This window comes from Pseudomonas sp. SCB32 (assembly GCF_009189165.1).
Classification (GTDB): domain Bacteria; phylum Pseudomonadota; class Gammaproteobacteria; order Pseudomonadales; family Pseudomonadaceae; genus Pseudomonas.
Genome location: NZ_CP045118.1, coordinates 5,124,417 through 5,150,793, shown reverse-complemented (window position 1 = coordinate 5,150,793; position 26,377 = coordinate 5,124,417). Strand labels below are relative to the sequence as shown.

Here is a 26,377-nt window from a genome sequence, read left to right as displayed (position 1 = left end):
GTGGAATGAGCCACAAAAAAGCCCCGCATCAGCGGGGCTTTTTCATTCAGTGCGCCGAAGCTGGCGAGCCGTCGCCAACGGGCTTCGGCTCCTCCTTCGCCAGCAGCGTGTACACGCACGGCAGCACGAACAGGGTGAAGAGGGTGCCCACGCTCATGCCGGTGGCGATCACGATGCCGATGTCGAAGCGGCTCACCGCGCCGGCGCCGGTGGCGAGCAGCAGCGGGATCACGCCCAGCACCATGGCGGCGGTGGTCATCAGCACCGGGCGCAGGCGAATGGCGGCGGCTTCCTCCACCGCCTCGCGCACCGACAGCCCGCGCTCATGGCGCAGCTGGTTGGCGAACTCGACGATGAGGATGCCGTGCTTGCTGATCAACCCGATCAGCGTCACCAGCCCCACCTGGGTGTAGATGTTCAGGCTCGACAGGCCGAGGAACAGCGGCACCAGCGCGCCGCAGATCGACAGCGGCACGGTGACCATGATCACCAGCGGGTCGCGGAAGCTCTCGAACTGCGCCGCCAACACCAGGAAGATCACCGCCAGCGCCAGGGCGAAAGTGACCATCAGCGCGTTGCCTTCCTGCACGAACTGCCGCGAGGCGCCGGCATAGTCGAAGGAGAAGCCACGCGGCGATTCTTCCTCGGCGATGCTGCGCACGGTGTCGATCGCCTCGCCCATGCTGACCATCGGCATGCCGGAGATGATCGCCGAGTTGAGCTGCTGGAACTGGTTGAGCTGGCGCGGCCGCGCCTGCTCGTGGAAGGTCACCAGGGTCGACAGGGAAATCAGCTGGCCGCTCTGGCTCTTCACGTAGTAATTGCTCAGCCAGCCCGGATTGTCGCGGTAGGCGCGCTCGACCTGGGCGATCACCTTGTAGCTGCGCCCGTCGATGGTGAAGCGGTTGATCTCGCCTTCGCCCAGCAGCGCGCCGAGGGCGACGCCCAGGTCCTGCATGGTCACGCCCATCTGAGCGGCCTTGGCGCGGTCGATATCGACCGCCAGTTCAGGTTTGTCGAAGGCCAGGTCGAGGTCGAGGAAGGCGAACTTGCCCGACTCCTCGGCGCGCTTCTTCACCCGCTCGACCACCTGCAGCAGTGACTGGTAGTCGCTGGCGGTGTTGATCACGAACTGGAACGGCAGGCCCTCGCCGGTGCCCGGCAGCGACGGCAGGTTGAAGCCGAAGATCTGCACGCCGGGGATCTTGTCCAGCTCCGCCTGCACGGCATGCAGCAGCTCCATCTGGCTGCGCTGGCGCTCGTCCCAGGGCTTGAGCAGCATGCCGCCGATGCCGGTCTGCACGCCGTTGTAGCCGTTGATCTGGAACGCGGAGTAGTACTCGGGGAACTTGCGGAAGATCTCCTCGAACTCGGCCGTGTACCTGGACAGGTAGTCCAGGTTCGCGGTCTGCGGCGCGTTGGACATGATGAAGACGATGCCCTGGTCTTCCTCCGGCGCCAGTTCCTTGTGGGTGAACATCATCAGTAGCGGGATGATCGCCAGCACCAGCGCGGCGAACACCAGCACCACCGGCCGGCTGTTCAGGGTGGCGTGCAGGGTGCGTTGGTAGCGCTGCTTCAGCGCCTCGAAGATCAGGTCCAGGCGATGGGCGAGGCCGCTGGGGTTCTCGTCGTGTCGCAACAGGCGCGAGCACATCATCGGCGACAGCGTCAGCGCGACGATGCCGGAGATGATCACCGCACCGGCCAGGGTGAAGGCGAACTCCTTGAACAGCGCGCCGGTCAGGCCGCTGAGGAAGCCGATGGGCGCGTACACGGCGGCCAGGGTGATGGTCATGGTCACCACCGGCACGGCGATTTCCCGCGCGCCCTCGATGGCGCCCTGGAACGGCGTCTTGCCCTCTTCGATGTGGCGGTGGATGTTCTCCACCACCACGATGGCGTCGTCCACCACCAGGCCGATGGCGAGCACCATCGCCAGCAGGGTCAGCAGGTTGATCGAGTAGCCCATCATTTGCATGAAGAACAGCACGCCGATCATCGACAGCGGGATGGTCACCACCGGGATGATCACCGAGCGGAACGCGCCGAGGAACAGGAAGACCACCACGATGACGATCAGGATCGCCTCGCCCAGGGTCTTCACCACCTCGTCGATGGAGGCCTGGATGAAGCGCGTGGCGTCGTAGGCGATGGTCACCTTCAGGCTCGGCGGCAACTGTTCTTCCAGCTCCGGCATCTTGGCACGGACTTCCTTGATCACGTCCAGCGGGTTGGAGCTGGGCGTGCCCTTGATGCCGATGTATACCGAGGGGATGCCGTTGAACGAGCTGACCGAGTCGTAGCTCGCCGCGCCCAGTTCGATGCGCGCCACGTCGCCCATCAGCACGCGGCGATCACCCTGGGTCCTGAGCGGGATGGCAGCGAAGGCTTCCGGGGATTTCAGGTCGGTGGAGGCGTTCACCGAAGTGACCACCATCTCGCCCTTCACCTCACCGGCGGCGGAGAGGAAGTTGTACTGGCGCACCGCGCTGTCGATGTCGCCGGCGGTGATGCCGTAGGCGGCCATCTTCACCGGGTCCAGCCACAGGCGCATGGCGAACACCTGGTTGCCGAGGATCTCGGCCTCGGAGATGCCCGGCAGGGTGGCGAGCTTGGGCTGGATCACCCGTGACAGGTAGTCGGTGATCTGCGGGTTGTTCATCTGCTCGCTGAAGAAGCTTATGTACATCAGCGCCGAGGCGTCGGCGGCCTCCTTGTCCAGCACCGGGTCCTCGGCGTCGGGCGGCAACTGGGTCTTCACCTCGCCGATCTTCGACAGAAGCTCGGTCACCAGGCGATCGGTGTTGGCACCGATGTGCGCGTAGATCGAGATCACCGAGTAGTTCTGCCGGCTCACCGAGGTCATGTAGTCGATGCCTTCGGCGCTGGCGAGGCTCTGCTGCAGCGGCTGGGTGATGTAGCCCTGGATGGTCTCGGCGTTGGCGCCGGCATAGAAGGTGGTGACGGTGATCAGCGCGTTTTCCATCTGCGGATATTCGCGGATCACCAGCCGGCTGAACGCCTGCATGCCGAGCAGGACGATCAGCAGGCTGACCACGGTCGCCAGCACGGGGCGACGGATAAAGGGATCGGTGAAGCCCATAAACTCAATCCTTTGTTGCGGATCTGCTGCGCGTCGGCCATGCCGCCTTGCCTGGCTCCAGCTCGCGAAATCCGTACTCTCGCTGTCCTCGCCAAGAGCGAGGGCACTGCTGTCTGTTACTGCGCGTCCGGAACGATCGCTACTGCCGTGCCGCTGTCGAGCTTGAGCTGGCCGGAGGTGACGACCTGCTCGCCGGCCTTGAGGCCATCGAGGATCACCACGCTGCCTTCGCGGCGCTCGCCGGTCTTGACGAAGCGGCGCTCCACGGCGAGGACGGGCTGGCCCTTGTCGTCGCTCTTGGACTTGCCGTCCTTGTCCTTCTGCGGGCCGACCACGTACACCGAGTTGCCGTAGAGGGTGAAGGCCACGGCGGTTTCCGGGACCACGATGCGCGGCGCGCTGTCGGGCAACTGCACTTCCAGGTTGGCGAACATGCCCGGCAGCAGCTTGCCTTCGGGGTTGACCATGCTGGCGCGGACCAGCAGGTTGCGCGTCTCGTTGTCCACTCGTGGGCTGATCGCCTCGATGCGCGCTTCGAAGGTTTGCCCCGGATAGGCCGCGACCCGCACGCTGACGGTCTGGCCGGTCTTGAGCAGGGGGAAGTCCTGTTCCGGCAGGAAGAAGTCGATCAGCAGTTTGGACAGGTCCTGCAGGGTGACGATCTCGGTACCTGGTGAAACATAGTCGCCAACGTCCACCCGGCGGATGCCCGCGGTGCCATCGAAGGGCGCGAGGATGCGCTTCTTCGCCAGTGCCGCGCGCAACTGCGCCACGGTGGCGGTGGAGCGGTTCAACTGGGCGGCGAGGCGGTCATAGTCGCTGCGGGAGATGGCCTGGCGGTCGATCAGGTTGCGGCCGCGCTCGTATTCAACCTTGGCAAGACCCAGGTCCGCCTCGGCGCTGCGCAGGGTAGCCTGCTCGACGTCGTCATCCATCTGCAGGATGGGCTGGTCCCGCTTCACCTTGTCGCCGGAGACGAAAAGGATGCTGCGCACGATGCCCGAGACCTCGGCGGTCACGGTCACGCCTTGCACGGCGCGCAGGGTGCCGATGGCCGGCAGGCGGCTCTGCCAGTTGCGCTGCACCGCGTCGGTCGCGGTAACGCTGACCGGCGGGCGTGGCGCCGAGAACATGGCGATCTGTTTCTGGATGGAGAGGTATTTCGAGCCGGCGAGCACCGCAATGATGACGGCAACCACGACCAGCATGATCAGCATGCGGCGCAACATCTTCCTGTTCCTTGGTACGTGCCTGGCAGCAATCCACCGCGATTCGCTCGTCCAGAAACTGCAGGACGGCCTTCCGTTCGCGGGATGTCGATCAGGCCTTGAAGCCGATACGGGGGACGCCCCATTGCGGGGCGTAATTGCGCACCTTATGCCTGAACGGGTGGAGAGTCAAAGGGCTGCGATTACAAGGCGTTTCGCGAAGAAGAGGATGTGATTGTGCGCAAAGCGCGCTGAATCGGTGCGGTGTTGCGCAGGCGGGAGGGGAGCCACGTCCATGTGGCTGAAGCGGGTCAGGCGCTGAGTTTGTGGGTGACTTCGGCGAGCTCGCCGGAGAGGCCGTGCAGGTGGCGGCTGGCGCTCTGGGTGCGCACCACGTTTTCTTCGTTGGTGGCGCCGATGGCGGTGATCTCGGTGAGGTTGCGCGAGATGTCCTCGGCGACCGAGGTCTGCTCCTCGGCGGCGGTGGCGATCTGGCGGTTCATGTCGCGGATCGCTTCCACCGCCAGGGTGATGCTGCGCAGCACTTCGCCGGCCTGGGTGACGCGCTCCACACCCTGTTCGCTGCGGGTCTGGCCGTTCTCGATGGCGCGCAGGGCGTTCACCGAGCCGGTCTGTACGGTGTCGATGATCTGGTGGATCTCGGCGGTGGACTCGGCGGTGCGCTGGGCCAGGGTGCGCACTTCGTCGGCGACCACGGCGAAGCCGCGACCTGCTTCGCCTGCGCGGGCCGCTTCGATGGCGGCGTTGAGCGCCAGCAGGTTGGTCTGGTCGGCGATGCCGCGAATCACTTCCAGCACCTTGCCGATGCGCCCGCTGTCGCTTTCCAGGCGGCGGATGACGTCGGCGGTGTTGGCGATCTCGCTGCTCATCTCGGTGATAGTGACGATGGTGCTCTGCATGACTTCGCCGCCCTGCTGGGCGTGCTGGTCGGCATCGTCGGCGGCGCGCGCGGCGTCGGAGGCGTGGCGGGCGACTTCCTGGGCGGTGGCGGACATCTCGTGCATCGCCGTGGCCACCTGGTCGGTACGCGAGAACTGCTCGCGGGTGCCTTCGGCCATCAGGGTGGCGATGGCGTTCAGCTCGCCGCTGGCGGTGTCCAGCTCGCTGGTGCTGTGCTTGAGGCGGTTGAAGGTATCGGCGAGGAAGTCGCGCAGCGTGTTGGCGGCGCGGGCCAGTCGGCCGAGCTCGTCGCGGCGGCTGGCGTCGACGCGTTCGCCGAAGTTGCCTTCGCTGAGCTGGGCGATGTGTTCGATCAGCCGGGCGATGGGGCCGATCAGGTTGCGGTTGACCAGCCACAGGCTGAGCAGGCCCAGGGCGAGGCCGGAGATCAGCAGGATCAGGCTGCCGCTGACCACGGTGCTGCTGGCGCTGTCGGCGATCGCCTTGGACTGCTGCTGGGCATCGCTGTGCAGGCTGCTCACAAGGGCGGCCATCTGCTCGCTGGCGGCGCGGTCGATGCCTTTCACCGCGGCATCGCCGGCGCGCGGGTCGCTACCGGCGGCCAGGTAGGCGTCGCGACCCTTGCGGTAGGCCTGGCCGAGCTGGCGGTGCTCGTCGCGCAGGCGGCTCACCTGGGACTTGAGCTGCGGGTCGGCGGCGGCGCTTTGCTCCAGGCGCTGGAGGACGTCCTGCACGGCGCGCTCCTGGTCCTCGAACTGGCCCCAGTACTTGTTCAGGTCGGACGGTTGCTGGCCACGCAGCAGGACGTTCTTCCATTCCTGCACCTGGATCTTGAAGGCGACGTTGGCCTGGTCGACCAGTTGTGACTCCTGCAACGGGCCGTCCAGCAGGCGCTGGTAGGCGCTGACGCTGCCGGAGAGGAAGTGGAAGCAGGCGAGGGCGATCAGCAGGACGAGCAGCAGGCTGCCGCCCAGCAGCGAAAGAATCTGGGTACGCAAGGATGTGTTGGGGGACATCGTGTTTACGCCTCTAAGACGCAGGGTGGGAATCGGTCAGCCTTTGCATCGGCAGGGTGGGCGTCTTCCTGAGTACAGGCAGACGAATGGTAGGCGTTTCAGCCGCTCTGGGACGGGCGTTCCGGCGGTGTTGATCACGTGGAATCGAAGCGACAGAGCAGACATGTAGGAGCGCGCCATGCGCGCGATCGCGGGCATGGGCTAGGCGCCCCCGCCGCTCCTGCAAGGGAATGCTGGCGTAGAACTCGCTCTGCGTTCGCCGGTTACCCCCGGCAATTGCTTCAGGCCAGGTGCAGGTGGTTGTCCCAGAACGCTGGCGGCAACTCCAGCGGGGCGGCTGCGATGCGCTCGCCGCGGCAGTCGTAGAAGCGGCAGCGGCCCTGCCCGGAGGTGACGACGAAACCGTCCTTCACTGCGCCAACGCCGGCACAGTCGGGCAGCGGCGCATCCAGTCGCACGGCGCCAGTATCCAGGTCCCAGATGAAGAAGCGATTACCGCGCGGGGCGGTCAGCGCCACCAGGCGCAGGTCGCTGTGGATGGCGACGCTGGCGGTGTACTGGGTCATCGCCAGCCGCTGCTCGTCGGCCAGGGGGAAGGGCTGGAACGGTTGCCCGGGCCGCTTGATGGCGAGCAGGTCGGCGTGGTCGTGACTGTCGCCCATGTACTGTTGGCCGGCGACTATGGTGCCGTCGGCGGCGATGGCCAGGTGGCGCACGCTGTTCATCTGCTGCGCCAGGGTTTCCTTGGAGATCAGCGAACCGTCGCGCTGCATCAGCACCAGGCTCGGCTCCATGGCGTCGAGGTTCATCTCCACGCGGCTTTCGGCCTCGGTGCGAATGCCGCCGTTGGCCACCACCAGGGTTTCGCCGTCCGGCAACCAGGACACCTGATGCGGGCCGAGGCCGTGGGTGGAAATCTCGCCGGTGTGGCTGAGCCTGTCGCCGTCGAAGCGGTAGGCGCCGAGCATGCCGCGGCCCGGATCGGTGGTGTCGTTCTCGGTGGCGTAGAGCCACTCGCCGTCCTTGTGCCACACGCCGTGGCCGTAGAAGTGGCGGTCCTGCTGCGAATCCAGGGTCTGCAGCAGGCGCCCGTCGTCCAGGTGGATCAGGTAGCTCTGCCGGCCGGGACGGCGGGCGACGAACAGCGCCACGGGCAGGCTGGGGTGCTGGACGATGTCGTGGCAGCGCAGGCCTACCTGCGTGGCGAACACGCGGCTGCCATCCAGGCGATAGCCCACGGCGTAGTGCTTGCCATCCGCGTCGTCACGGGCGGACAGCAGCAGGGGCTCCTTGCCCTTGCGCGACAGCGTCCAGCCGCCGAAAGTCAGGGCGCCGAGCAGCAGGCTGCCCAGGCCGAGTACGTGACGTCGCAACATGGCGTTCACCTCTTTCATCTCATACGCCTTGATCTGGCTCTAGCTCGCCAGATCAATCGCCGTCGTTGGCGTTGAAGCCCAGCTGCACGCCCAGCGCCTTCGCCAGATCGCTCTCGTGGAGACGGTGGACGGCATTGAGGCTGTCGTACAGCGCGTTCAGCTGCTGGATGCCGGCCTCGTCCTTGAGCAGTTCGCTCAGCGGCTTATTGATGGCCTTCAGCTTGCCGTGGGTGTCGGCATAGGCGGCGTCGATCTTGCTGGCCAGCTCCTTCTGCTCGGCCGGCAGCAGGGCGCGCAGACCTTTATTGTCGGTGCCGTTCCACAGTGCCTGGGCACCGGTCAGGCCGGCGTCGAGGCTCGCCAGCGAGGTATCGCTGCGCCAGCCCTCGGCCTGGAACGGCTGCGGGATGCCCTTGCTCTGGCGGCCCAGCGGGGTGCCGAGTTTCTTCTTCAGCATGTCCAGCGCGGTGACCTGTACGCGCAGCAGCTCGGCGATGGCCTCATGGGCATCGGCGTAACGGTCGTTGGGGAACTTGGAGAGCTGGGTGAGCACGCCGCCGTCCTGCTTCCACTGCGCCAGGATGCCTTCCGCCAGGGCCTGCTGGTGCGCGCCGATGGCTTCCAGCAGCGGGCAGTAGCGTGCCTTGGTCTCGGCGTTGGCCAGGTCGATCCTGGCGTCGAAGAGAATGTATTCGTAGGCGGTCAGGCCCTGGACCACGACGCTGGACTTGTCCAGGGTCGCCGGGGTGATCGGGTTGCCGCTGCCCAGCAGCTGCTCGACCTGACGGGCGACCAGGTTCTTCTTGTCCGGCCAGAACTGTACCTGCCAGGCGCGGTTGCCTTCGGCCAGCGGGCCGACCAGCAGCGGCTGCAGCTCGGCCCAGGCCTTCTGCGCGGCCATGTAGTCGGCGCGGGCCTTGGCCAGGTCCTCGTTGCCCTGGCAGTAGGCCAGGGCGCTGGCGGCCAGGGCGCGGTCGGCGTCCACCCAGCGGCTGTAGGTCGGCAGGATCACCTGCTGGGCCAGCGTGGCGCTGGTGGTGGCCTGCGGGTCGGTGGGCGAGCAGGCGCCCAGGGCGATGGCGAGGCTGGTGATCAGTAGGCGGGGGCGGAACATGTTCGGCTCGGCTCCTTAGAGTGAATTCAGGAACGCCAGCAGGGCATTGCGCTGCTCGGCGTCGAAAGTCAGTACGCGCTGCTTGGCCGCTTCGGCTTCGCCGCCGTGCCAGAGCACGGCTTCCAGCAGGTTGCGGGCGCGGCCGTCGTGGAGGAACTGGGTATGGCCGTTGACCGTCTCGGTCAGGCCGATGCCCCACAGCGGCGGGGTGCGCCAATCGCGTCCGCTGGCGAGAAATTCCGGGCGATTGTCCGCGAGTCCATCACCCATGTCATGCAGCAGCAGGTCGCTGTAGGGGCGGATGACCTGGTTGGCCAGTTCCGGCTCGGCGGCATTCGGCCCGGTGGTGAATTTCGGGGTGTGGCAGCTGGTGCAGCCGCTGTCGAAGAACAGTCCCTTTCCGGTGAGCACCTGCGGGTCGTCGACCTTGCGTCGTGCCGGTACCGCGAGGTTGCGGGCGTAGAAGGCGACCAGGTCGAAGAGGTGCTGGCTGACTTCCGGCTTGCCGCCGTCGATGGCATTGCGGCAGTCGACCTGGGTTTCGGTGCAGTCGTCGGCGGGCAGCAGGTCGCTGGTCAGGCCCATGTCGCTGGAGAAGGCATGGGCGTTCTGCTGGGGGATGTTGGGCTGCCCGGCCTTCCAGCCGAAACGGCCGAGCACGGTTTCATGACGCGCATCGTCCCAGACCAGGTTGGCCCGGCCACGGATGCCGTCGCCGTTGCGGTCGTCCGGATCGACGTTGGCGAGGATGTCTTCCTCGCGGATCGACTCCAGCAGGCCCAGGCCGATCATCGGCGGGGCGATGCGTGCGGAGAACAGGGTGTTGGCCTGCATCGGGCCATAGCCGAGGTTGCTGATCCGCAGGGTCGGCCTGCGCAGCTCGATCACCGTGCCGTCCTTGAAGGTTACCGGCATCGGCTGGTAATCCACCCGCACCTTGCCTTCGGGCGCCACGCCCGGGATCGCCGAGTCCTGCAGTTGGCCGCCGTATACCGGCTCGGGCACCACGCCCAGGCGCTTGAGGGTGCGTGCATCCTCCAGGCCGGCCGGGATCGACAGGCGCACCAGCATTGAGACGGCGTTGATGTCGTTGAGTTCCGGCGGGTGGCCGCGGCCGTCCTTGATGTGGCAGTTCTGGCAGGCGTTGGTGTTGAACAACGGGCCCAGGCCATCGCGCGCGGTGGTGGTGGACGGGGCGATCACCCAGGGGTTGCGGAAGAAGCTGTTGCCCACGCTGAAGTCCAGGCGGCGGCTCGGTGTGAGGTTGGCCGAGGGCATGGAGTAGGCGTTGCGGTCGCTCTGGCCGACCGTGGCGGCACCGCCGGAAAGCGCTTCGCCGGGCTCGCTCACGGCGTGCCGGGAGGTCTCCGGCTTGCAGGCGGCAAGGGTGAGGGCACAGAGCAACGGTACGAGTCGCAGGGCGGCGCGGCGGTGGAGCATTGACGAGGTTCCAGGGCGTGTTGTTGCAGCGCACCATCTTATCAAGGGCGCTAAATGCAAATATGAAAAATTTGTATTTGAGAATTGAGTGCTTTGGCCTTCCAGACCGACAAAGCCCCGCGTGGCGGGGCTTTGTCAGGACACAACCGGTGCTGCGGCGTGGAGCCGCAGCACCGGCGGGCGCGGATCAGAACTGGTGATCAGCGGTGTCCGGCTTCAGGTCCTGCACGCCGAGCGAGGCAGCGGCCTTCTCGATGGCGCCGGTCTGCTTGACCAGCGAGGCGATGGCATCGCGGATCTTCTGCTGATCGTCCTTGGCGTCCGGGGCGATCATCTGGTCGAAGTGCACGCCTTCCTTCTCGGCGCGGTCGACGATGGCCTGCATCCGGGCTTCGGTGCCTTCCAGGTCGGCCTTCAGGTCGGCGTCGGCCTGGGCGTTGGCCTTGGCCACCAGGTCGGACAGGCTCGGGCCTTTCACCACGCTGCCATCCACGCGCTTGTACTCGCCGGTGTAGATGTTGCGAATGCCCTTGGCATCGAAGAACAGGGTGTGGTGGGTGTCGTCGCTGAAGCAGTCGGTTTCGTCTTCGGTGGAGTTGGCTTCGAGGGCGACTTTCATGCGCTCGCCGGCCAGCTCGCCGAGGGACAGGCTACCCATGCCGAAGAACATCTTGCGCAGGTTGTTGACGGAGCTGTCGGCTTCCAGCTTGGCGCGATAGTTGTCGGCCACGCCGGCTTTCCAGTTGCCGACCATTTCCTCCAGCTGGGCGACCAGCAGGTCGGTGGCGGCTTTCAGGTAGGCGGCGCGACGGTCGCAATGGCCGCTGGTGCAGTCCTTGCCCTGGGCGTAGTCGGTGAACGGGCGGTTGCCGGCGCCGGGACCGGTGCCATTCAGGTCCTGGCCCCAGAGCAGGAACTCGATGGCGTGGTAGCCGGTGGCGACGTTGGCTTCGGAGCCGCCCAGCTCGTTCAGGCTCATCAGTTTCTCACTGGTGATTTCCTTCACGTCGATCTTGTCTTCGCCGACCTGGATCTCGGTGTTGGCGATGATGTTGGCGGTGGCGCCGGCGTTGCCTTCGGCGTGCTGGTAGTCCTTGGCGACGTAGTCGATCAGGCCTTCGTCCAGCGGCCAGGAGTTGACCGAGCCTTCCCAGTCGTCAATCACGGGGTTGCCGAAGCGGAAGCTTTCGCTCTGCGAGTAGGGCTTGCGCGCGGCCAGCCAGGCTTCGCGGGCGGCCTTCAGGGTGGCGTCGCTGGGCTTGGCGATCAGCGCGTCGACGGCGGCTTGCAGGGCCTTGGCGGTGGTCAGTGCGTCGCTGAAGGTGGCTTCGGCGATGTCGGCGTAGTTCTTCACCACGGCCTTGACCTCGGCCTCGTCGACCTTGGCTGCCGCCGGGGCGTTGCTCTGGGCGCTGGCTGCGGGGGTGGCGGCCTGGTTCGCAGGGGCTTCGGCTTTCTTGTCATCGCCGCAGCCGGCGAGGGAAATGGCGATGGCGAGCAGGCTGGCAGTGGCCCAGGGCATACGTGTCATGACGGGTTCCTTTGAAGGGTAGGAGGCGCACGAAATCGAACTGCGCAAGAAAAACGGCAACATAATGCGAAAGATTTGCATTTTTGAAAAGGGTGTTCGAGGGAGGCCTTCTCGTCAGGTGGCCGGCAGGTCGCCAGCAGGGCGGGGAGAGAGGATTGCAGCGGGGCGATGTAGGAGCGGGCCATGCGCGCGAATCGCGGGCATGGCCCGCTCCTACGGTGCTGTGGTGGCAGCGAGGGGGAAGGGTGCTGCGCCGGTCAGTGGCGCTCCACTCCGCTGGAGCCGCCGCCGGCCACTTCGGCCAGACGCCGGGCCTGCTTGAGGTAGAGGGTCAGTTCGCGCGCCGGAAGCGGCTTGCTGTAGAGGTAGCCCTGACCCTCGTGACAGCCCTGGGCGATGATGTAGGTCTCCTGCTCGACCGTCTCCACGCCCTCGGCGATCACCTGCATGCCCAGGCTCTTGCCCAGCTGGATGATGGCGCGAACGATGGTGGCGTCGTCGTCGTCCAGCAGCAGGTCCTGGACGAAGCTCTTGTCGATCTTGATCTTGTCCAGCGGCAGGCTTTTCAGGTAGCTCAGCGAGGAGTAGCCGGTGCCGAAGTCGTCGATGGCGATCAGCGCGCCAGCGCGGCGCAAGCTGAGCAGGTGCTGCGCGGCGGTTGAGATGTCTTCCATCAGGCCGGTTTCGGTGATTTCCAGCTCCAGCGAACGCGGCGGCAGGCGGTGCATCTGCAGGAGGTTGCTGACCACCCGCGGCAGGGCGTTGTGGCGCAGCTGCACGGTGGACAGGTTGACCGCCAGGCGCAGGTCGTCGAACCCCTGGTCGTGCCATTCGCGCAGCTGCCGGCAGGACTGGTCGAGCACCCACTCGCCGATGCTGAAGATGCTGCCGTTCTGCTCCGCCAGGGGGATGAACAGGTCCGGCGCGACCCAGCCCTGGGTCGGGTGCTGCCAGCGCAACAGCGCCTCGACGCCGACCACGCGGTGATCGCGGTAATCCACCTGCGGTTGATAGACCAGGTGCAGTTCGTTGCGCGCCAGGGCTTCGCGCAGGTCCTTCTCCAGCTCGCGGCGGCGGCGCATCTCGCTGTCGACGCTGGCGATGTAGAACTGGTAGCGGTTGCGCGAGCGGCTCTTGGCCAGGGTCATGGTCTGCTCGGCTTTCTGTAGCAGCTTCTCGGTGGTCTCGCCGTCTTCGGGGAAGAGGGTGATGCCGATGGTGGCGCGCAGGTGCACCAGGTGCTGGTCCAGCTCGAAGGGCGCTTCCAGGTCGTCGAGGATCTGCTGGGCCAGTTCGGCGGCTTCATAGGGCTGCTCGATGTCGGCCTGGACCAGGGCGAACTGGTCGCCGCCCAGGCGCGCCAGAGCGCCCAGGTGCGCGCTGCGGGTGCGCAGGCGGTCGGAGAGGGCGATCAGCAGCTGGTCGCCGAACTGGTAGCTGTATTGCTCGTTGATGCCCTTGAAGTCATCCAGCCCCAGGCACAGCACGGCGACGCGGCGCTGCAGGCGCGAGGCGCCTTCGAGTATCTGGTCCAGGCGCTGCTGCAGCAGCTTGCGGTTGGGCAGGCCGGTGAGGAAGTCGTACTGGGAAATGCGCAGCAGGCTGTCTTCGGCCTCCCGGCGCAGGTGGCCGTTGCGCTCGATGGAGGCGAGCAACTGGTTGGCGGTGTTGACCCACAGGCCCAGCTCGTCCTTCTCGTGGCCCAGGGGCATCGGCAGCTTGTGCTGGCTGGGGCGGTCCGGGTTGATCGCGGCCAGGTGCTCGATGATCTTCGACAGCGGCTTGGTCAGCAGCCAGTGGTAGACCATGAACAGCACCAGGCCCATGGCCAGGGCGCGGAGCAGACCGGAGAGGAAGATGATCCCCGAGGTGGTGACGAAGTCCTCGCCGTAGGGCGCGGTGTCCAGGGTGATCTTCAGGTCGCCGTAGTACTCGTTGGAGCCGCTGCGGCCGGCCAGGCGGATGGCGTAGTTCTGCTCGGCGCCGAGGATGGGGTCGGTCAGCCAGCGGGTGGGGGACTCCAGCAGCGGGCGGGATTTCTCCGCCAGCATGGGCTCGTCAGGATGGCCGATGGCGGCGTAGCGCACGGCTTCGTGCTGGAACAGCCCTTCGAGGACCTGCATCGCCATGTCGCGGTCGAGGCTGTAGACCGCCTGCGTGGAAGGGTCGCGGACCATCGCCAGGATGCGCTGGGCGTCGTTGTGTACGGCTTGCTGGGCCTTGTGCGCATCGAAGACGATCTGCGCACAGCTGAGCACAACCCCGACCACGAGGGCCGCGAGCAACACCATTCGCAGCAGCTTGAGGGAGAGGCTGCGCCGGGGGTCCAGTTTCAAGGGGCTTTCCTTGTTCATCGCCTGGGGCGAAATACTGGTCTGAGTATTGGCAATTGGAGCTATGGCGTCAAAGGGCCATCGTTGCATTTTTGACAGCCTAGGCCTTTCAGGTTAGCCGACCTCGCCGTCTTGCGCGTCCAGAACGCAGAAACCCGGCACAAGGCCGGGTTTCCAGGGTCACGCTGGGGGGAATCAGGCAGCGAAGTTCTTCGCTACGAAGTCCCAGTTCACCAGGTTCCAGAACGCTTCCACGTACTTCGGACGCAGGTTGCGGTAGTCGATGTAGTAGGCGTGTTCCCATACGTCGCAGGTCAGCAGCGGGGTGTCGCCGCTGGTCAGCGGGCAGCCGGCACCGATGGTGCTGGCCAGGGCCAGGGAACCGTCGGCCTTCTTCACCAGCCAGCCCCAGCCGGAGCCGAAGGTGCCGATGGAGGTCTTGCTGAACTCTTCCTTGAACTTGTCGAAGGAACCGAAGGCAGCGTTGATGGCATCAGCCAGGGCGCCGGTGGGCTGGCCACCGCCGTTGGGGCTCAGGCAGTTCCAGTAGAAGGTGTGATTCCACACCTGGGCTGCGTTGTTGAAGATGCCGCCCGAAGAGGTCTTGACGATGTCTTCCAGGCTCTTGCCTTCGAACTCGGTGCCCGGAACCAGGTTGTTCAGGTTCACGACGTAGGTGTTGTGGTGCTTGTCGTGGTGGTATTCCAGGGTTTCCGCGGAAATGTGCGGCTCAAGGGCATTCTTCGCGTAAGGCAGCGGCGGCAATTCGAAAGCCATGTTCTCTCTCCTATCTCACTCAGTCTGGGCTAGCGCGGCGAACGCGCGACCGGTACACGGGGCCGGTTGAAGTATTTGTCGCGGCATCCGGGCGTAGCTGCAATGCGTCCCCAAGGGACCAGGACAGCGCGCCAGTTGCGTCCGGAAGCCGTGGCTTCCGGCGCCGCGAAGGTCGGATCATAGCACCCGACCTTGGGCATATCCACGCAGCATCTGTAGGGTCAAAGACCCGGCAGCAGCGACCACACCGGAGCTCGCCCCTCACTATGCGCCGACCGGGATGACGGATCGTCGTTCAGATATTTCCACCGTCAGGCGGCGAACACCAGTTGCGCCGCCATGCCCAGCATCATCACCGCCACCATCAGGTCGACCAGGCGCCAGGTGGCCGGCCGCGCCAGCCAGGGGGCGAGCCAGGCGGCGCCCAGGGCGAGGGTGAAGAACCACAGCAGCGAGGCGCTGGCGGCGCCCATGGCGTAGGCGCCGGGGGCTGCCTGTTGGGCGCCTAGGGAGCCGATCAGCAGCACGGTGTCGAGGTAGACGTGTGGGTTGAGCAGGGTCACCGCCAGCGCGGCCATCAAGACTGTGCGGCGCGAGCGCGGCCCGGTCTCCCCTGCATCGCCCATGGCTTCGGGGGCAATGGCCCGGCGCAGCGCCTTGAGGCCATACCAGAGCAGGAAGGTGACGCCGCCCCAGCGCGCGATGGCCAGCAGGGTGGGGTTCTCGGCGAGGATCTTGGCCAGGCCGAACACCCCGGCGCTGACCAGGATGGCGTCGCACAGCACGCACAGCGCGGCCACCGACAGGTGATGTTCGCGGCGCAGGCTCTGGGCGAGGACGAAGGCGTTCTGCGCGCCGATGGCGATGATCAGGCCGGCGGCGACCAGCAGGCCGTTCAGGTAGCTCTGCCACATGGTTCAGATTCCTTCTGGATTGAGGGCGAGGGCGCGCAGCACGTCCAGCGCGCGCGGGCCGTCGGCGTGGGCGACGAACAAATGATCGTGGTACCAGGCGGCGACCACGTTGCAGCTGATCCCGGCCTTCGCCAGGGCGGTGGCCACGGCGGCGGTGAGGCCCACAGCCTCGAGCGCCGAATGCACCTCCAGGGCTAGCCAGGCGGCGACGTAGTCGAAGGCCAGCCCGGCGTCCTCGGCTTCGGCGCGCGGCAGGATCAGCGTCAGCCCTTCGCGTTCACGGAAGCTGCCCAGCGGCTGCAAACCGGCCGGCAACTGGCCGTCGGGCAGGGTGCAGAACACGTACTCGCCGTCGTTGAGTGCCGGTGTCATGCCGCGCAGCAACGCGGCCAGGGAGGTTTCGCCAGCCATGGGAAGGTCCATAGAAGAGGGGGGAATGCTGGCGATTGTCCGGTGTTCGGCTGTATAAGAAAAACCAATGTTGCTGATATCTCATTAGGAAAACTGATCTTGTTCGATTACAAGCTGCTCGCGGCGCTGGCTGCCGTGGTGGAGCAGGGTGGTTTCGAGCGTGGCGCCCAGGTGCTGGGGCTGTCGCAGTCGGCGATCTCCCAGCGCATCAAGCTGCTCGAGGCGCGGGTCGGCCAGCCGGTTCTGGTGCGCTCGGCGCGGCCCCAGCCCACCGAACTGGGGCGGCGTCTGCTCAACCATGTGCAGCAGGTGCGGCTGCTGGAGGGCGACCTGCAGCAGTGGGTGCCGGCGCTGGACGACGGCGCGGCGCCCGAGCGCCTGCGCCTGGCGCTGAATGCCGACAGCCTGGCGACCTGGTGGGCCCACGCGGTGGGCGACTTCTGCGGTGAGCGCCATGTGCTGCTGGACCTGGTGGTGGAGGACCAGGAAGTCGGTCTCAAGCGCATGCGCGCCGGCGAAGTAGCCGGTTGCGTCTGCGCCAGTCCACGCCCGGTGGCCGGCGGGCGTAGCGAGCCGTTGGGCGCCATGCGCTATCGCGGTCTCGCCAGCCCGGCGTTCATCGCCCGGCACTTCCCCTCGGGTGTGACGCCGGCGGACCTGGTGCGCGCCCCGGCCATCGTCTATGGCCCGGACGACCAGTTGCAGCACCGTTATCTGCAGGGCCTGGGCGTCGACGGTCACTTCAGCTACCACCTGTGCCCATCGTCGGAAGGCTTCGTGCGCATGACCTGCGGTGGGCTCGGTTGGGGCCTGGTGCCCGAGCAGCAGGTCCAGGGAGAGCTTTCGCGTGGTGAGTTGGTGGACATGTTGCCGGGGCGGGTGATCGACGTGCCGCTCTACTGGCACCACTGGCGCAACGGCGGCGAGTTGCTCGCCGCGCTGACCCGGCACCTGCTGGCGAAGGCGCCGGGGCTGCTGGTGCCGATCAGCCGCGAATGACGATCTTGCCGCTGCCCGGCAGTTGCTCGATGCAGCGTGCACCGAACAGCTTCGACGGGGTGAAGTAGCCGGAGCTGCTCGGGTTGGCCAGCAGATGGCGCACGGCGAAGAGCACGCCGTGGAGGGTCACGTCGTAGCCATTGGCGGTTTCCAGCCGCGCGGTGCGCCGCTCGCCACGGGCATTGCGCACTTCGCCCCAGACCCAGGTGCGCTGTTTGCCGCGGGCCAGTTCATCGGGGCCCTGGACGCGCTTGTCCACCTGCTCCTTGAGCCAGTCCTGTACACGGTCGTGGCCCAGCAGCGGGCGCAGCTTGTCCATCACGCGCATGCCGATGGCGGCGGCCGGAGGTACCGGCAGGTAGACCTCGATGTCGCCGATGCCAGTGGAAAAGTACGCTGTCGCCACGTCGCCCCAGGGAATGGTCACGGCGTGCTTGAGACCACGGCCGAAGTCGATGTCGCGGCGCTTGTAGCCCAGCGGCACGTCGTGCAGGCGTCCGGCCTCGCGCACCTTGCCGCCGAATTTCAGGCCTTCCACCGTGGTCTTGGCGGTACCCGGCGACAGTCCGCTGCCGCTGTCGAAGCCCAGGGCCAGGTGAGCGGCTTCGGGCATGGCTTCCTTCAGGCAGGCAGCCACGCAGTCGGTGGGAATGACGTCGAAGCCCACGCCGGGACAGAGCGCGATGCCCGCCGCACGGGCAACCGCGTCGAGGCTGTGGGCGTATTCGAACACGGCGATCTCGCCGGTGATGTCCACGTAGTGCGCGCCGCTGGCGATGCAGGCTTCGATCATCGGCGCGGCGGTGGCGGAGAAGGGGCCGGCGCAGTTGGCGACCACCGCGACATCCTCCAGCGCGGCCTTGGCGGCGGCGCTGTCATTGAGATCGAAGACCCGGCACTCCAGGCCGAGCGTGCTGCCCAGGGCGTGCAGGTTGGCCGGGTTGCGGCCGCCGAGGAGTGGCGTCAGGCCTTCGCGCTGCGCCTGTTCGGCCACCAGCCGGCCGGTGTAGCCGTTGGCGCCGTAGATCATCCAGTGGGGCTTGCTCATGCTCTGCTCTCGCTGAAAACCCAATCCCTAGAGCGTAGTTCCATTCGCCCCCTGGCTGTCACCGACCGCAAGTCGTGCAACCCTGGCGGCGGGGCGCGGTCTGCAAGGACTCGTTTCTGGCGTACAAGGCCAGGGTAGTAGGGGGCAGCGGCTGCTAGAGTCGCCGCATCAGAAGAACAGGAGTGGCGTGCATGAAGATTCTGGTCACCGGAGCCAGCGGGTTCATTGGCGGGCGTTTTGCCCGTTTCGCCCTGGAGCAGGGGCTGGCGGTGCGGGTGAACGGACGGCGCGCCGAGGCGCTGCAGCCGCTGGTGGCGCGCGGCGCCGAGTTCATGGCCGGCGATCTCGCCGATCCGGCGCTGGTGCGCGCCCTGTGCAACGACGTCGATGCCGTGGTGCATTGCGCCGGCGCGGTGGGCGTGTGGGGCAGCCACGACTACTTCCACCAGGCCAACGTGGTGATGACCGAGTCGGTGGTCGAGGCCTGCCTGAAGCAGAAGGTGCGGCGTCTGGTGCACCTGTCGTCGCCGTCGATCTACTTCGACGGCCGCTCCCATGTCGGTATCAATGAACAGCAGGTGCCCAAGCGCTTCGCCAATCACTACGGCTCGACCAAGTACCAGTCGGAGCTGGTCGCCCTCGGTGCCCAGGAGTTCGGCCTCGAAGTACTGGCGCTGCGGCCGCGTTTCGTTACCGGTGCCGGCGACACCAGTATCTTCCCGCGCCTGATCGCCGCGCACCGCAAGGGCCGCCTGCGGATCATCGGCCAGGGACTGAACAAGGTCGACTTCACCAGCGTGCAGAACCTCAACGACGCGCTGTTCGCCGGCCTGATGGCGGATGACGCGGCGCTGGGGCAGGCCTACAACATCAGCAACGGCCAGCCGTTGCCGCTGTGGGACGTGGTCAACTACGTGATGCGCCGCCTGGAGCTGCCGCCGGTGACGCGGCACATGTCCTATCCGCTGGCCTACACGCTGGCGCTGCTCAACGAAGGGGTATGCAAGGTGCTGCCGGGGCGCCCCGAGCCGACCCTGCATCGTTTGGGCATGGCGGTGATGGCCAAGGACTTTTCCCTGGATATCTCCCGCGCCCGCCAGTTCCTCGACTACGACCCGCAGGCGAGCCTGTGGGATGCGCTGGATGAGTTCTGTGGCTGGTGGAAGCTGCGCGGCGCGTGAAGATCACGCTGACGTAGAGCGTATAACCGTTCGCGGTTATACGCCGATACTCCGATCTCCCATCCACTACCGCGGCTGAACTTGGCCAGTCAATACCGGCTCGCTCCCGAGCGAGGTGATACCAAGTTCAATCGGCGTATAACGCGGAGCGTTATGCGCCCTACCGCCCTGCGCCGGTGTTTCAATCGTAGGAGCGGGCCACGCCCGCGATCGCGCGCATGGCGCGCTCCTACAGGGAGAGTCCGCAGCTAGCCCCGCAGCGGCCCCGAATACTGCCGCGCACCGTCCTGTGCCGGCAGGAAGCTCGGCTCCTGCATCATGCGGGGTAGTGCCACGCCGCTCAGTTCGCCGAGCCGCTGGCCCAGCAGGCGCGTGTCTTCCCGGTCGGAAGCGGCGCAGGCCCGGAGCATCCGTACGATGGCATCATCCTGCTGGAAATGAATATCCAGCCCCTGCTCTTCGCGCAGCCGGCGGCGCAATTCGCGCATGCAGTCCAGGATGGCCTTGTTGAATTCGATCACCCAACTTCCTCCCCGCGACGGGCGCCAGGACGGCCCCCAGTTTCTGGGGCGGCAGCAAGCGCCATGCCACGATGGCTCAAGGCCGGAACTGGCGGGCTGCGGGGGAACTGCATGGCCCCTGTCAGGGTCTTCTGTGCGCCGACGCGGTGCGTCGCGCTCCGTGATGGCACGCTGCTCACGCCTGTGCCCGAACGGATATACTGCGCGTTGCGCAGGCAACACGCCGCTTTATCCCCACAGGTTTACTCCATGCGTAACGACTCGTTCGACGAATTCGATGATGTGCCCAGTCTCTCCACCGACGCCGCCGACCGCGACGAGTTCGGTCATCACCCGCGCCGTGTGGTCGAGCCCAGCGGTCGTCCGCTGCCCCAGCCGGTGAAGCGCGGCGGCGGCACCGGGGCGCTGTGGGCACTGGTCGCCGCCATGGCCATCGCCCTGGGCGGAGTGGGCTGGTGGAGCCACCAGCAGCTGATGCTGATGGAGCAGCAGTTGATCGCGACCCAGGAGAGCTTCGCCAAGATCAGCGAGGAGGCCGCTGGCCGCCTCGACGACATCCGCGGCAAGTTCGTCGCCAACGAATCCAGCGGCACCAGCGACCGCGAGGCACTGAAGCTGCAGGTCAAGCAACTGCAGGGCCGCCTGGCCGAGCAGGCCAAGGCGCAGCAGACCTCGTTGTCCGAATTCGACGGTGCCCAGGGCAAGCGCCTGGCGCAGATCAGCGATGATCTCAAGGCCCAGCAGGAGAATGCAGCGCAACTGGTGGCCCAGCTCGACGGCAAGCTCAAGTCCATCTCCGAGGAGCAGGCCAAGTTCAAGAACATGCAGAGCGACCTGGCTGCCGCCAACCAGCAGATCCAGGGGCTCAACACCGAGATCGCCAACCTGAAGAAGCAGGGCAACCAGAGCCAGGCGATCAAGAGCCTGCAGGACGACCTGATGCTGCTGCGTGCCGAGGTTGACGGCCGCCAGGGCCAGGCCAACAGCGATACCAAGGAGTTCGATGTGTTCCGCATCCAGGTGATGCGCAACATCAATACCCTGCAGCAGCAGGTGCAGAATCTCCAGCAGCAGCTCAGCACGCGCTGATCTTCAGCACGGCCGCTACCGCACAAGCCCTCGCTCCGCCGGAGCGGGGGCTTTTTGTTTGTGCGGAGCCCGGCGATGACGATCGCAAGTCTTGCCGCAGATCAGTTTTTGGCGGCAGGGCGAGGTGAATAATGCCTGGCAAATGAGAGTCATTCTGATTCTTCTCAGCAGGCACCCTCGCCTGGAGGCATCCCATGCACCCTGTCCAAGCGCACCGCCGCTACCGCATCACGGGGTACCGTCCCGGAATCGGCGCGGCCTTCCGTCAGCGCCTGTTCGCCATGGGCTTGTTGCCTGGCGCCGAGTTGCACGTGCGCCGCGTGGCGCCGTTGGGCGATCCGGTGCAGGTGGACACCCGCCAGTGCAGCCTGGTGCTGCGCCGCCGCGACCTGGCGCTCCTCGACCTCGCCCCGCAGGACTGAGCCGGCATGGACGAACTGCGCATCGGCCTGATCGGCAACCCCAACGCGGGCAAGACCACCCTGTTCAACCAGCTCACCGGCGCTCGCCAGCGGGTCGGCAACTGGGCCGGCGTCACCGTGGAGCGCAAGGAAGGCAGCTTCCGCACCCCGCGCCAGTCCGTACGACTGATCGACCTGCCCGGCACCTATTCGCTGACCACGATATCCACACAGGCGTCCCTCGATGAACAGATCGCCCGGCGCTGCATCGTCAGTGGCGAGGTGGACGTGCTGGTCAACGTGGTGGATGCGGCCAATCTCGAACGTAACCTCTATCTCACCCTGCAATTGCGCGAAACGGGCCTGCCCTGCATCGTCGCGCTGAACATGCTCGACATCGCCCGCAGCCAGGGCCTGCGGATCGATCTCGACGCGCTTTCGCGGGAACTGGGCTGCCCGGTGGTGCCGCTGGTTTCGACCCGTGGCGAGGGCATCGATGCGCTGAAGGTCGCCATCGATGCGCTGGCGCCGCAACAACCCTTGCAGGTGCCTTATCCACAGTCGCTGAGCGAAGCTGTCAACCAACTGCTGCCCGCCGACGCATCACCGGCCCAGGCCTGGCTGGCGATGCTGGCGCTGGAAGGGGACCTGCACAGTGCACGCCAGCTCGACCTCGACCCTGAGCGCCTGCTGGCCGCGCGCGATGCCGTCCACTGCAGCGGTGGCGAGGACCCCGAGCTGCTGCTGGTGGATGCGCGCTACCAGTTGATTGGCGAACTCTGTGAGCGTGCCAGCAACCACCGCGAGGCCGCACCGCACCGCCTGACCCAGGTGCTGGACAGCGTTGCTCTGAACCGCTGGCTGGGCATCCCGGTGTTCCTCTTCGTGATGTACCTGATGTTCTTCTTCGCCATTACCCTGGGCGGCGCGCTGCAGCCGATCTTCGACCAGGGCTCCTCGGCACTCTTCATCGACGGCATCCAGTGGCTGGGCGCGCGCAGCGGCGCGCCGGACTGGCTCACCGCGCTGTTGGCCCAGGGTCTGGGCGGCGGCATCAACGCGGTGCTGCCGCTGATCCCGCAGATCGGTCTGATGTACCTGTTCCTCGCCCTGCTGGAAGACTCCGGCTACATGGCCCGCGCCGCTTTCGTCATGGACCGCCTGATGCAGGCCCTCGGCCTGCCGGGCAAGTCTTTCGTGCCGCTGATCGTCGGCTTCGGCTGCAACGTGCCGTCGATCATGGGCACCCGCACCCTGGATAGTCAGCGCGAGCGCCTGATGACCTCGATGATGGCGCCGTTCATGTCCTGCGGTGCGCGGCTGGCGATCTTCGCCGTGTTCGCCGCTGCGTTCTTTGGCCAGCAAGGCGCGCTGGCGATCTTCTCGCTGTACCTGCTGGGCATAGTCGTAGCGGTGCTCACTGGCCTGCTGCTCAAGCACACGCTGATGCGCGGCGAGGCCTCGCCTTTCGTCATGGAATTGCCGCTGTACCACGTGCCGCACCTGCGCAGCCTGCTGCTGCAGACCTGGATGCGCCTGCGCGCCTTCGTGGTCCGCGCGGGGACCGTGATCATCCTGGCCAGCCTGGTGATCGGCGGCCTGAACAGCGTCACCCTCGATGGCCGTCCAGTGCAGGGTGACATCGCCGATTCGGCGCTCGCCAGTCTCAGCCACCAGGTCACGCCGATGCTCAAACCCATGGGTGTGCACGAGGACAATTGGCAGGCCACCGTCGGCCTGGTTACCGGTGCATTGGCCAAGGAAGTGGTGGTGGGCACGCTGAACACCCTGTACACCGCCGAGCACATCCAGGGCGAAGCCTTCGATGCCGACGGCTACGACCTCTTGGGGCAGCTGAAGCAGGCCGGCGCGGATACGCTGGATGGCCTGCGCGACGCCTTCAGTCTCAGCGTGCTCTCCAATCCGGTCGCCGCGAGCATGGCCGACGGCGAGATGGAGGAGCGCTCGATGGGCACCTTTGCCGCCAAGTTCGGTAGCCCGCTGGCGGCCTACAGCTACCTGGTGTTCGTGCTGCTCTACGTGCCCTGTGTGGCGACCCTCGGCGCGCTGACCCGCGAGACTGGGCGCGGCTGGATGACCTTCGCGGTGTTCTGGGGGCTGAATGTGGCGTACTCGCTGGCGACCCTCTGCTACCAGGTGTTCAGCTTCGCCGAGCATCCGCAGTACAGCGCGGTGGCCATCGCGTTGGTGTTGGTGTTCAACCTGATGCTGTTCCTGATCCTGCGCTGGGTTGGTCGGCGCGGCCTGGAGGTGGATGGCGAGCGTGAACTGCGCGCCGCGCCAGCGGGGAGTTGCCACTGATGGCTACGGCAATCGCGGTGCGCAACCTGCTCGGCGAGATGGGCGAGGCGGATGTGCCGACGCTGGCGCAACGCCTCGGCGCCTCGAAGGCTCTGCTCGAAGCGCTGCTGGAACGGCTGCTGGCGATGGGCGTGGTGGAAAAGGTCGCGCCAGAGCCGGCGGCGTGTGGGAGTTGCAAGGGCTGCTCAGAGGCGACGCGGTGTTCGACGACAGGGTATCGGTTGTCGTCGAGAAACACTGTTGCGCCGCTGCGCTGGAGCTCGGTGTAGGGCGCATAACCCGGAACGGGTTATCCGCCGCGATGGCGGATAACGCCTGAGGCGTTATGCGCCCTACAAGTTGGCACCGGAATGTAAAAAAGGGTGCCTTCGCAAGAAGGCGCCCTTTTCTTTGACGCTGGAGCCAGCCCTTACAGGCGCGGGTAATCCAGATAGCCGACCGCGCCCTTGGCGTAGAAGGTCTCCGGGCGCGGCTCGTTCCAGGCGGCGCCTTTTTCCAGGCGGGTCACCAGGTCCGGATTGGCGATGAACGGAATGCCGAAGGCGACCGCGTCGGCCTTGCCGCTTTCCAGCCACTCGCTGGCGGTTTCCTTGGTGAAGCGCTCGTTGGCGATGTACACGCCGCCGAAGATTTCCTTGAGTTTCGGGCCGATGCTGTCGTCGCCGGCCTTCTCGCGGGTGCAGATGAAGGCCACACCGCGCTTGCCCAGCTCGCGGGCCAGATAGCCGAAGGTCGCCAGCGGGTCGGCATCGCCCATGTCATGGGAGTCCATGCGCGGCGCCAGGTGCACGCCGACGCGGCCGGAACCCCACACCTCGATGGCGGCGTCGGTGACTTCCAGCAGCAGACGGGCGCGGTTCTCGACGGAGCCGCCGTACTGGTCAGTGCGCTGGTTGGTGCTGCTCTGCAGGAACTGGTCGAGCAGGTAGCCGTTGGCGCCGTGGATTTCCACGCCATCGAAACCGGCGGCCTTGGCGTTCTCGGCGCCCTGGCGGTAGGCCTCGACGATGTCGGCGATCTCTTCGGTCTCCAGGGCGCGCGGGGTGACGAATTCCTTGATCGGGCGCACCAGGCTGACGTGGCCGGCCGGCTTGATCGCGCTCGGCGCCACCGGGGTTTCGCCATTCAGGTACAGCGGATCGGAGACGCGGCCCACATGCCACAGCTGCAGCATGATGCGCCCGCCGTTGGCATGCACCGCCTTGGTGATGTTGCTCCAGCCGCGAACCTGGTCATCGGACCAGATGCCGGGGGTGTCCGGGTAGCCCACGCCCATCGGGGTCACCGAGGTGGCCTCGCTGAGGATCAGGCCGGCGTCGGCGCGCTGGGTGTAGTACTCGGCCATCAGCGCGTTGGGTACGCGGCCTTCGTCGGCGCGGCAGCGGGTCAGCGGTGCCATGACGATGCGGTTGGGCAGTTCCAGGTCACCGATGACGATGGGATCGAAAAGCGTGGTCATTGCGTTACTCCGGGGCGTGAGGTGGAGGATCAATCGAGGACGGTTTGGGTCTGGTTGGGCTTGCCGCTGAAGGCGATCATCACGGCGATCAGCGCGAGTACGGAGAGCACGGCGCCGGCCAGGGGCACGCGGGTCAGGCCCAGGCCGTGGTTGATGACGCTGCCGCCGACCCAGGCGCCGATGGCGTTGCCGACGTTGAAGGCGCCGATGTTCAGGGTGGCGACGAGGTTCGGCGCGGCGCCGCCGACGCGCACCACGTTGACCTGCAGGGCAGGCACGGCGGCGAAGGCGGCGGCGGCCCAGATGAACAGGGTGATCTCGGCCGGGATCAGCGAGGCGCTGGTCCAGCTCAGCAGGGTGGAGACCACGGCCATGGTGGCGAACACACCGGCCATGGTCGTGCCCAGGCGCCAGTCGGCGAGGCGGCCGCCGATGATGTTGCCCAGGGTCAGGCCGAGGCCGATAAGCACCAGGGTCCAGGTAACGCCGCGCGGGGAAACCTGGGTGACCTCAACCAGCAGCGGCGCGACGTAGGTGAACAGCGCGAAGACAGCTGCCGAGAACAGCACGGTGGTGCCCAGCGCCAGCCACAGCGGGCCGTTGCGCAGTGCGGCGAATTCCTTGCGCATGTCCACCGCTTCCTCATCGTGTTTCTTCGGCAGCACACGCCACAGGCCGATGAGCGCGAAGACACCGATCAAGGTCACCGCCCAGAACGGCGAGCGCCAGCCGGCGACCTGGCCCAGCGCGGTGCCGGCCGGTACGCCGAGCACGTTGGCCAGGGTCAGGCCGGTGAACATCAGGGCCACGGCGGACGCCTTGCGGTTGGCTGGGACGAGGCTTGCGGCAACCACCGAGCCGATGCCGAAGAAGGCGCCGTGACACAGGGCGGTGATGATCCGCGCCAGCATCAGCAGGCCGTAGTTGGCGGCCACCGCGCAGAGCAGGTTGCCGAGGATGAAGATGCCCATGAGCATCAGCAGCGCGGTCTTGCGCGGCAGGCGGGCGGTGAGCAGGGCCATGATCGGCGCGCCGATGGCGACGCTGAAGGCGTAGCCGCTGACCAGCCAGCCGGCGGCGGGGATGGTCACGGACAGGTCGCCGGCGACCTCGGGCAACAGGCCCATGATCACGAATTCCGTGGTGCCGATGGCAAACGCGGACAAAGCGAGGACGAGAAGCGAAGTGGGCATGCGCCTGCTCCTGGAAG

General features: G+C 66.6%; 21 protein-coding genes. 6 read left to right on the top strand and 15 right to left on the bottom strand.

The annotated features are described in order from the left end of the window. Window positions 1-46: 46 nt before the first annotated feature. The 11 genes from GA645_RS23485 to GA645_RS23435 all read right to left on the bottom strand — a co-directional run bounded on the left by GA645_RS23485 (window position 47) and on the right by GA645_RS23435 (window position 16,147). Entirely contained in the window at window positions 47-3,106 is a 3,060-nt protein-coding gene (locus GA645_RS23485; RefSeq protein WP_152225954.1) for a multidrug efflux RND transporter permease subunit, read from the bottom strand. A 116-nt stretch (window positions 3,107-3,222) separates the two neighbouring features. Then, window positions 3,223-4,335 (bottom strand): efflux RND transporter periplasmic adaptor subunit, encoded by a 1,113-nt coding sequence (locus tag GA645_RS23480; protein ID WP_152225952.1) that lies wholly within the window; start codon window positions 4,333-4,335, stop codon window positions 3,223-3,225. Window positions 4,336-4,625: 290 nt separating this feature from the next. Further along, on the bottom strand, window positions 4,626-6,251 hold the full coding sequence (locus GA645_RS23475) for a methyl-accepting chemotaxis protein (protein WP_152225950.1): 1,626 nt from the start codon (window positions 6,249-6,251) through the stop codon (window positions 4,626-4,628). A gap of 281 nt (window positions 6,252-6,532) precedes the next feature. Next, a complete protein-coding gene (locus GA645_RS23470; protein WP_152225949.1) occupies window positions 6,533-7,627 on the bottom strand; it encodes a DUF1513 domain-containing protein in 1,095 nt (364 codons plus the stop codon). A gap of 52 nt (window positions 7,628-7,679) precedes the next feature. Then, window positions 7,680-8,741 (bottom strand): imelysin family protein, encoded by a 1,062-nt coding sequence (locus GA645_RS23465; protein ID WP_152225947.1) that lies wholly within the window; start codon window positions 8,739-8,741, stop codon window positions 7,680-7,682. Between the two features lie 15 nt (window positions 8,742-8,756). Further along, the gene (locus GA645_RS23460) at window positions 8,757-10,181 is read right to left on the bottom strand and encodes a di-heme oxidoredictase family protein (RefSeq protein ID WP_152225945.1); all 1,425 of its coding nucleotides are present in this window, start codon (window positions 10,179-10,181) and stop codon (window positions 8,757-8,759) included. A 187-nt stretch (window positions 10,182-10,368) separates the two neighbouring features. Beyond that, on the bottom strand, window positions 10,369-11,712 hold the full coding sequence (locus tag GA645_RS23455; protein WP_152225943.1) for an imelysin family protein: 1,344 nt from the start codon (window positions 11,710-11,712) through the stop codon (window positions 10,369-10,371). Window positions 11,713-11,969: 257 nt separating this feature from the next. Beyond that, window positions 11,970-14,048 (bottom strand): bifunctional diguanylate cyclase/phosphodiesterase, encoded by a 2,079-nt coding sequence (locus GA645_RS23450; RefSeq protein WP_152225942.1) that lies wholly within the window; start codon window positions 14,046-14,048, stop codon window positions 11,970-11,972. A gap of 192 nt (window positions 14,049-14,240) precedes the next feature. Continuing rightward, window positions 14,241-14,822 carry a superoxide dismutase [Fe] gene (sodB, locus tag GA645_RS23445; RefSeq protein ID WP_152225940.1) on the bottom strand — a complete coding sequence of 194 codons (582 nt, stop codon included), beginning with the start codon at window positions 14,820-14,822 and terminating at the stop codon, window positions 14,241-14,243. A gap of 311 nt (window positions 14,823-15,133) precedes the next feature. Continuing rightward, window positions 15,134-15,736, bottom strand: a complete 603-nt coding sequence (locus GA645_RS23440) for a LysE/ArgO family amino acid transporter (protein ID WP_152225938.1) — start codon at window positions 15,734-15,736, stop codon at window positions 15,134-15,136. 3 nt (window positions 15,737-15,739) lie between these two features. Further along, window positions 15,740-16,147, bottom strand: coding sequence for an ACT domain-containing protein (locus tag GA645_RS23435; protein ID WP_152225936.1), 408 nt, complete (start codon window positions 16,145-16,147; stop codon window positions 15,740-15,742). 93 nt (window positions 16,148-16,240) lie between these two features. Between GA645_RS23435 and GA645_RS23430 the strand changes: the two genes are divergently transcribed. Next, window positions 16,241-17,146, top strand: a complete 906-nt coding sequence (locus tag GA645_RS23430; protein ID WP_152228280.1) for a LysR family transcriptional regulator ArgP — start codon at window positions 16,241-16,243, stop codon at window positions 17,144-17,146. On the opposite strand, the gene GA645_RS23425 is transcribed toward GA645_RS23430, so the two are convergent. Further along, window positions 17,133-18,194, bottom strand: coding sequence for a trans-acting enoyl reductase family protein (locus GA645_RS23425; protein ID WP_152225934.1), 1,062 nt, complete (start codon window positions 18,192-18,194; stop codon window positions 17,133-17,135). The genes GA645_RS23430 and GA645_RS23425 overlap by 14 nt on opposite strands. Before the next feature lie 191 nt (window positions 18,195-18,385). On the opposite strand from GA645_RS23425, the gene GA645_RS23420 reads away from it, so the two are divergent. Then, entirely contained in the window at window positions 18,386-19,375 is a 990-nt protein-coding gene (locus tag GA645_RS23420; protein ID WP_152225933.1) for an NAD(P)-dependent oxidoreductase, read from the top strand. A gap of 248 nt (window positions 19,376-19,623) precedes the next feature. Here the strand turns inward: GA645_RS23420 and GA645_RS23415 are convergent, their stop codons facing one another. Then, window positions 19,624-19,893, bottom strand: a complete 270-nt coding sequence (locus GA645_RS23415; protein ID WP_256676211.1) for a hypothetical protein — start codon at window positions 19,891-19,893, stop codon at window positions 19,624-19,626. Between the two features lie 252 nt (window positions 19,894-20,145). Between GA645_RS23415 and GA645_RS23410 the strand changes: the two genes are divergently transcribed. From GA645_RS23410 to GA645_RS23395, 4 genes are all read left to right on the top strand, one after another. Further along, entirely contained in the window at window positions 20,146-20,985 is an 840-nt protein-coding gene (locus GA645_RS23410) for an ATPase (protein ID WP_152225929.1), read from the top strand. A 194-nt stretch (window positions 20,986-21,179) separates the two neighbouring features. Then, on the top strand, window positions 21,180-21,407 hold the full coding sequence (gene feoA, locus GA645_RS23405; protein ID WP_152225927.1) for a ferrous iron transporter A: 228 nt from the start codon (window positions 21,180-21,182) through the stop codon (window positions 21,405-21,407). Between the two features lie 6 nt (window positions 21,408-21,413). Then, window positions 21,414-23,708: a Fe(2+) transporter permease subunit FeoB gene (gene feoB, locus GA645_RS23400; RefSeq protein WP_152225925.1), complete on the top strand. Its 2,295-nt coding sequence runs from the start codon at window positions 21,414-21,416 to the stop codon at window positions 23,706-23,708. Further along, window positions 23,708-23,977, top strand: a complete 270-nt coding sequence (locus GA645_RS23395; RefSeq protein ID WP_152225923.1) for a FeoC-like transcriptional regulator — start codon at window positions 23,708-23,710, stop codon at window positions 23,975-23,977. Before feoB ends, GA645_RS23395 begins: the two co-directional genes overlap by 1 nt. 140 nt (window positions 23,978-24,117) lie before the next feature. Here GA645_RS23395 and GA645_RS23390 read toward each other — a convergent pair whose 3' ends face one another. Continuing rightward, window positions 24,118-25,167, bottom strand: a complete 1,050-nt coding sequence (locus GA645_RS23390) for an alkene reductase (RefSeq protein WP_152225921.1) — start codon at window positions 25,165-25,167, stop codon at window positions 24,118-24,120. 29 nt (window positions 25,168-25,196) lie between these two features. Next, window positions 25,197-26,360: an MFS transporter gene (locus tag GA645_RS23385; RefSeq protein ID WP_152225919.1), complete on the bottom strand. Its 1,164-nt coding sequence runs from the start codon at window positions 26,358-26,360 to the stop codon at window positions 25,197-25,199. Window positions 26,361-26,377 lie beyond the last annotated feature (17 nt).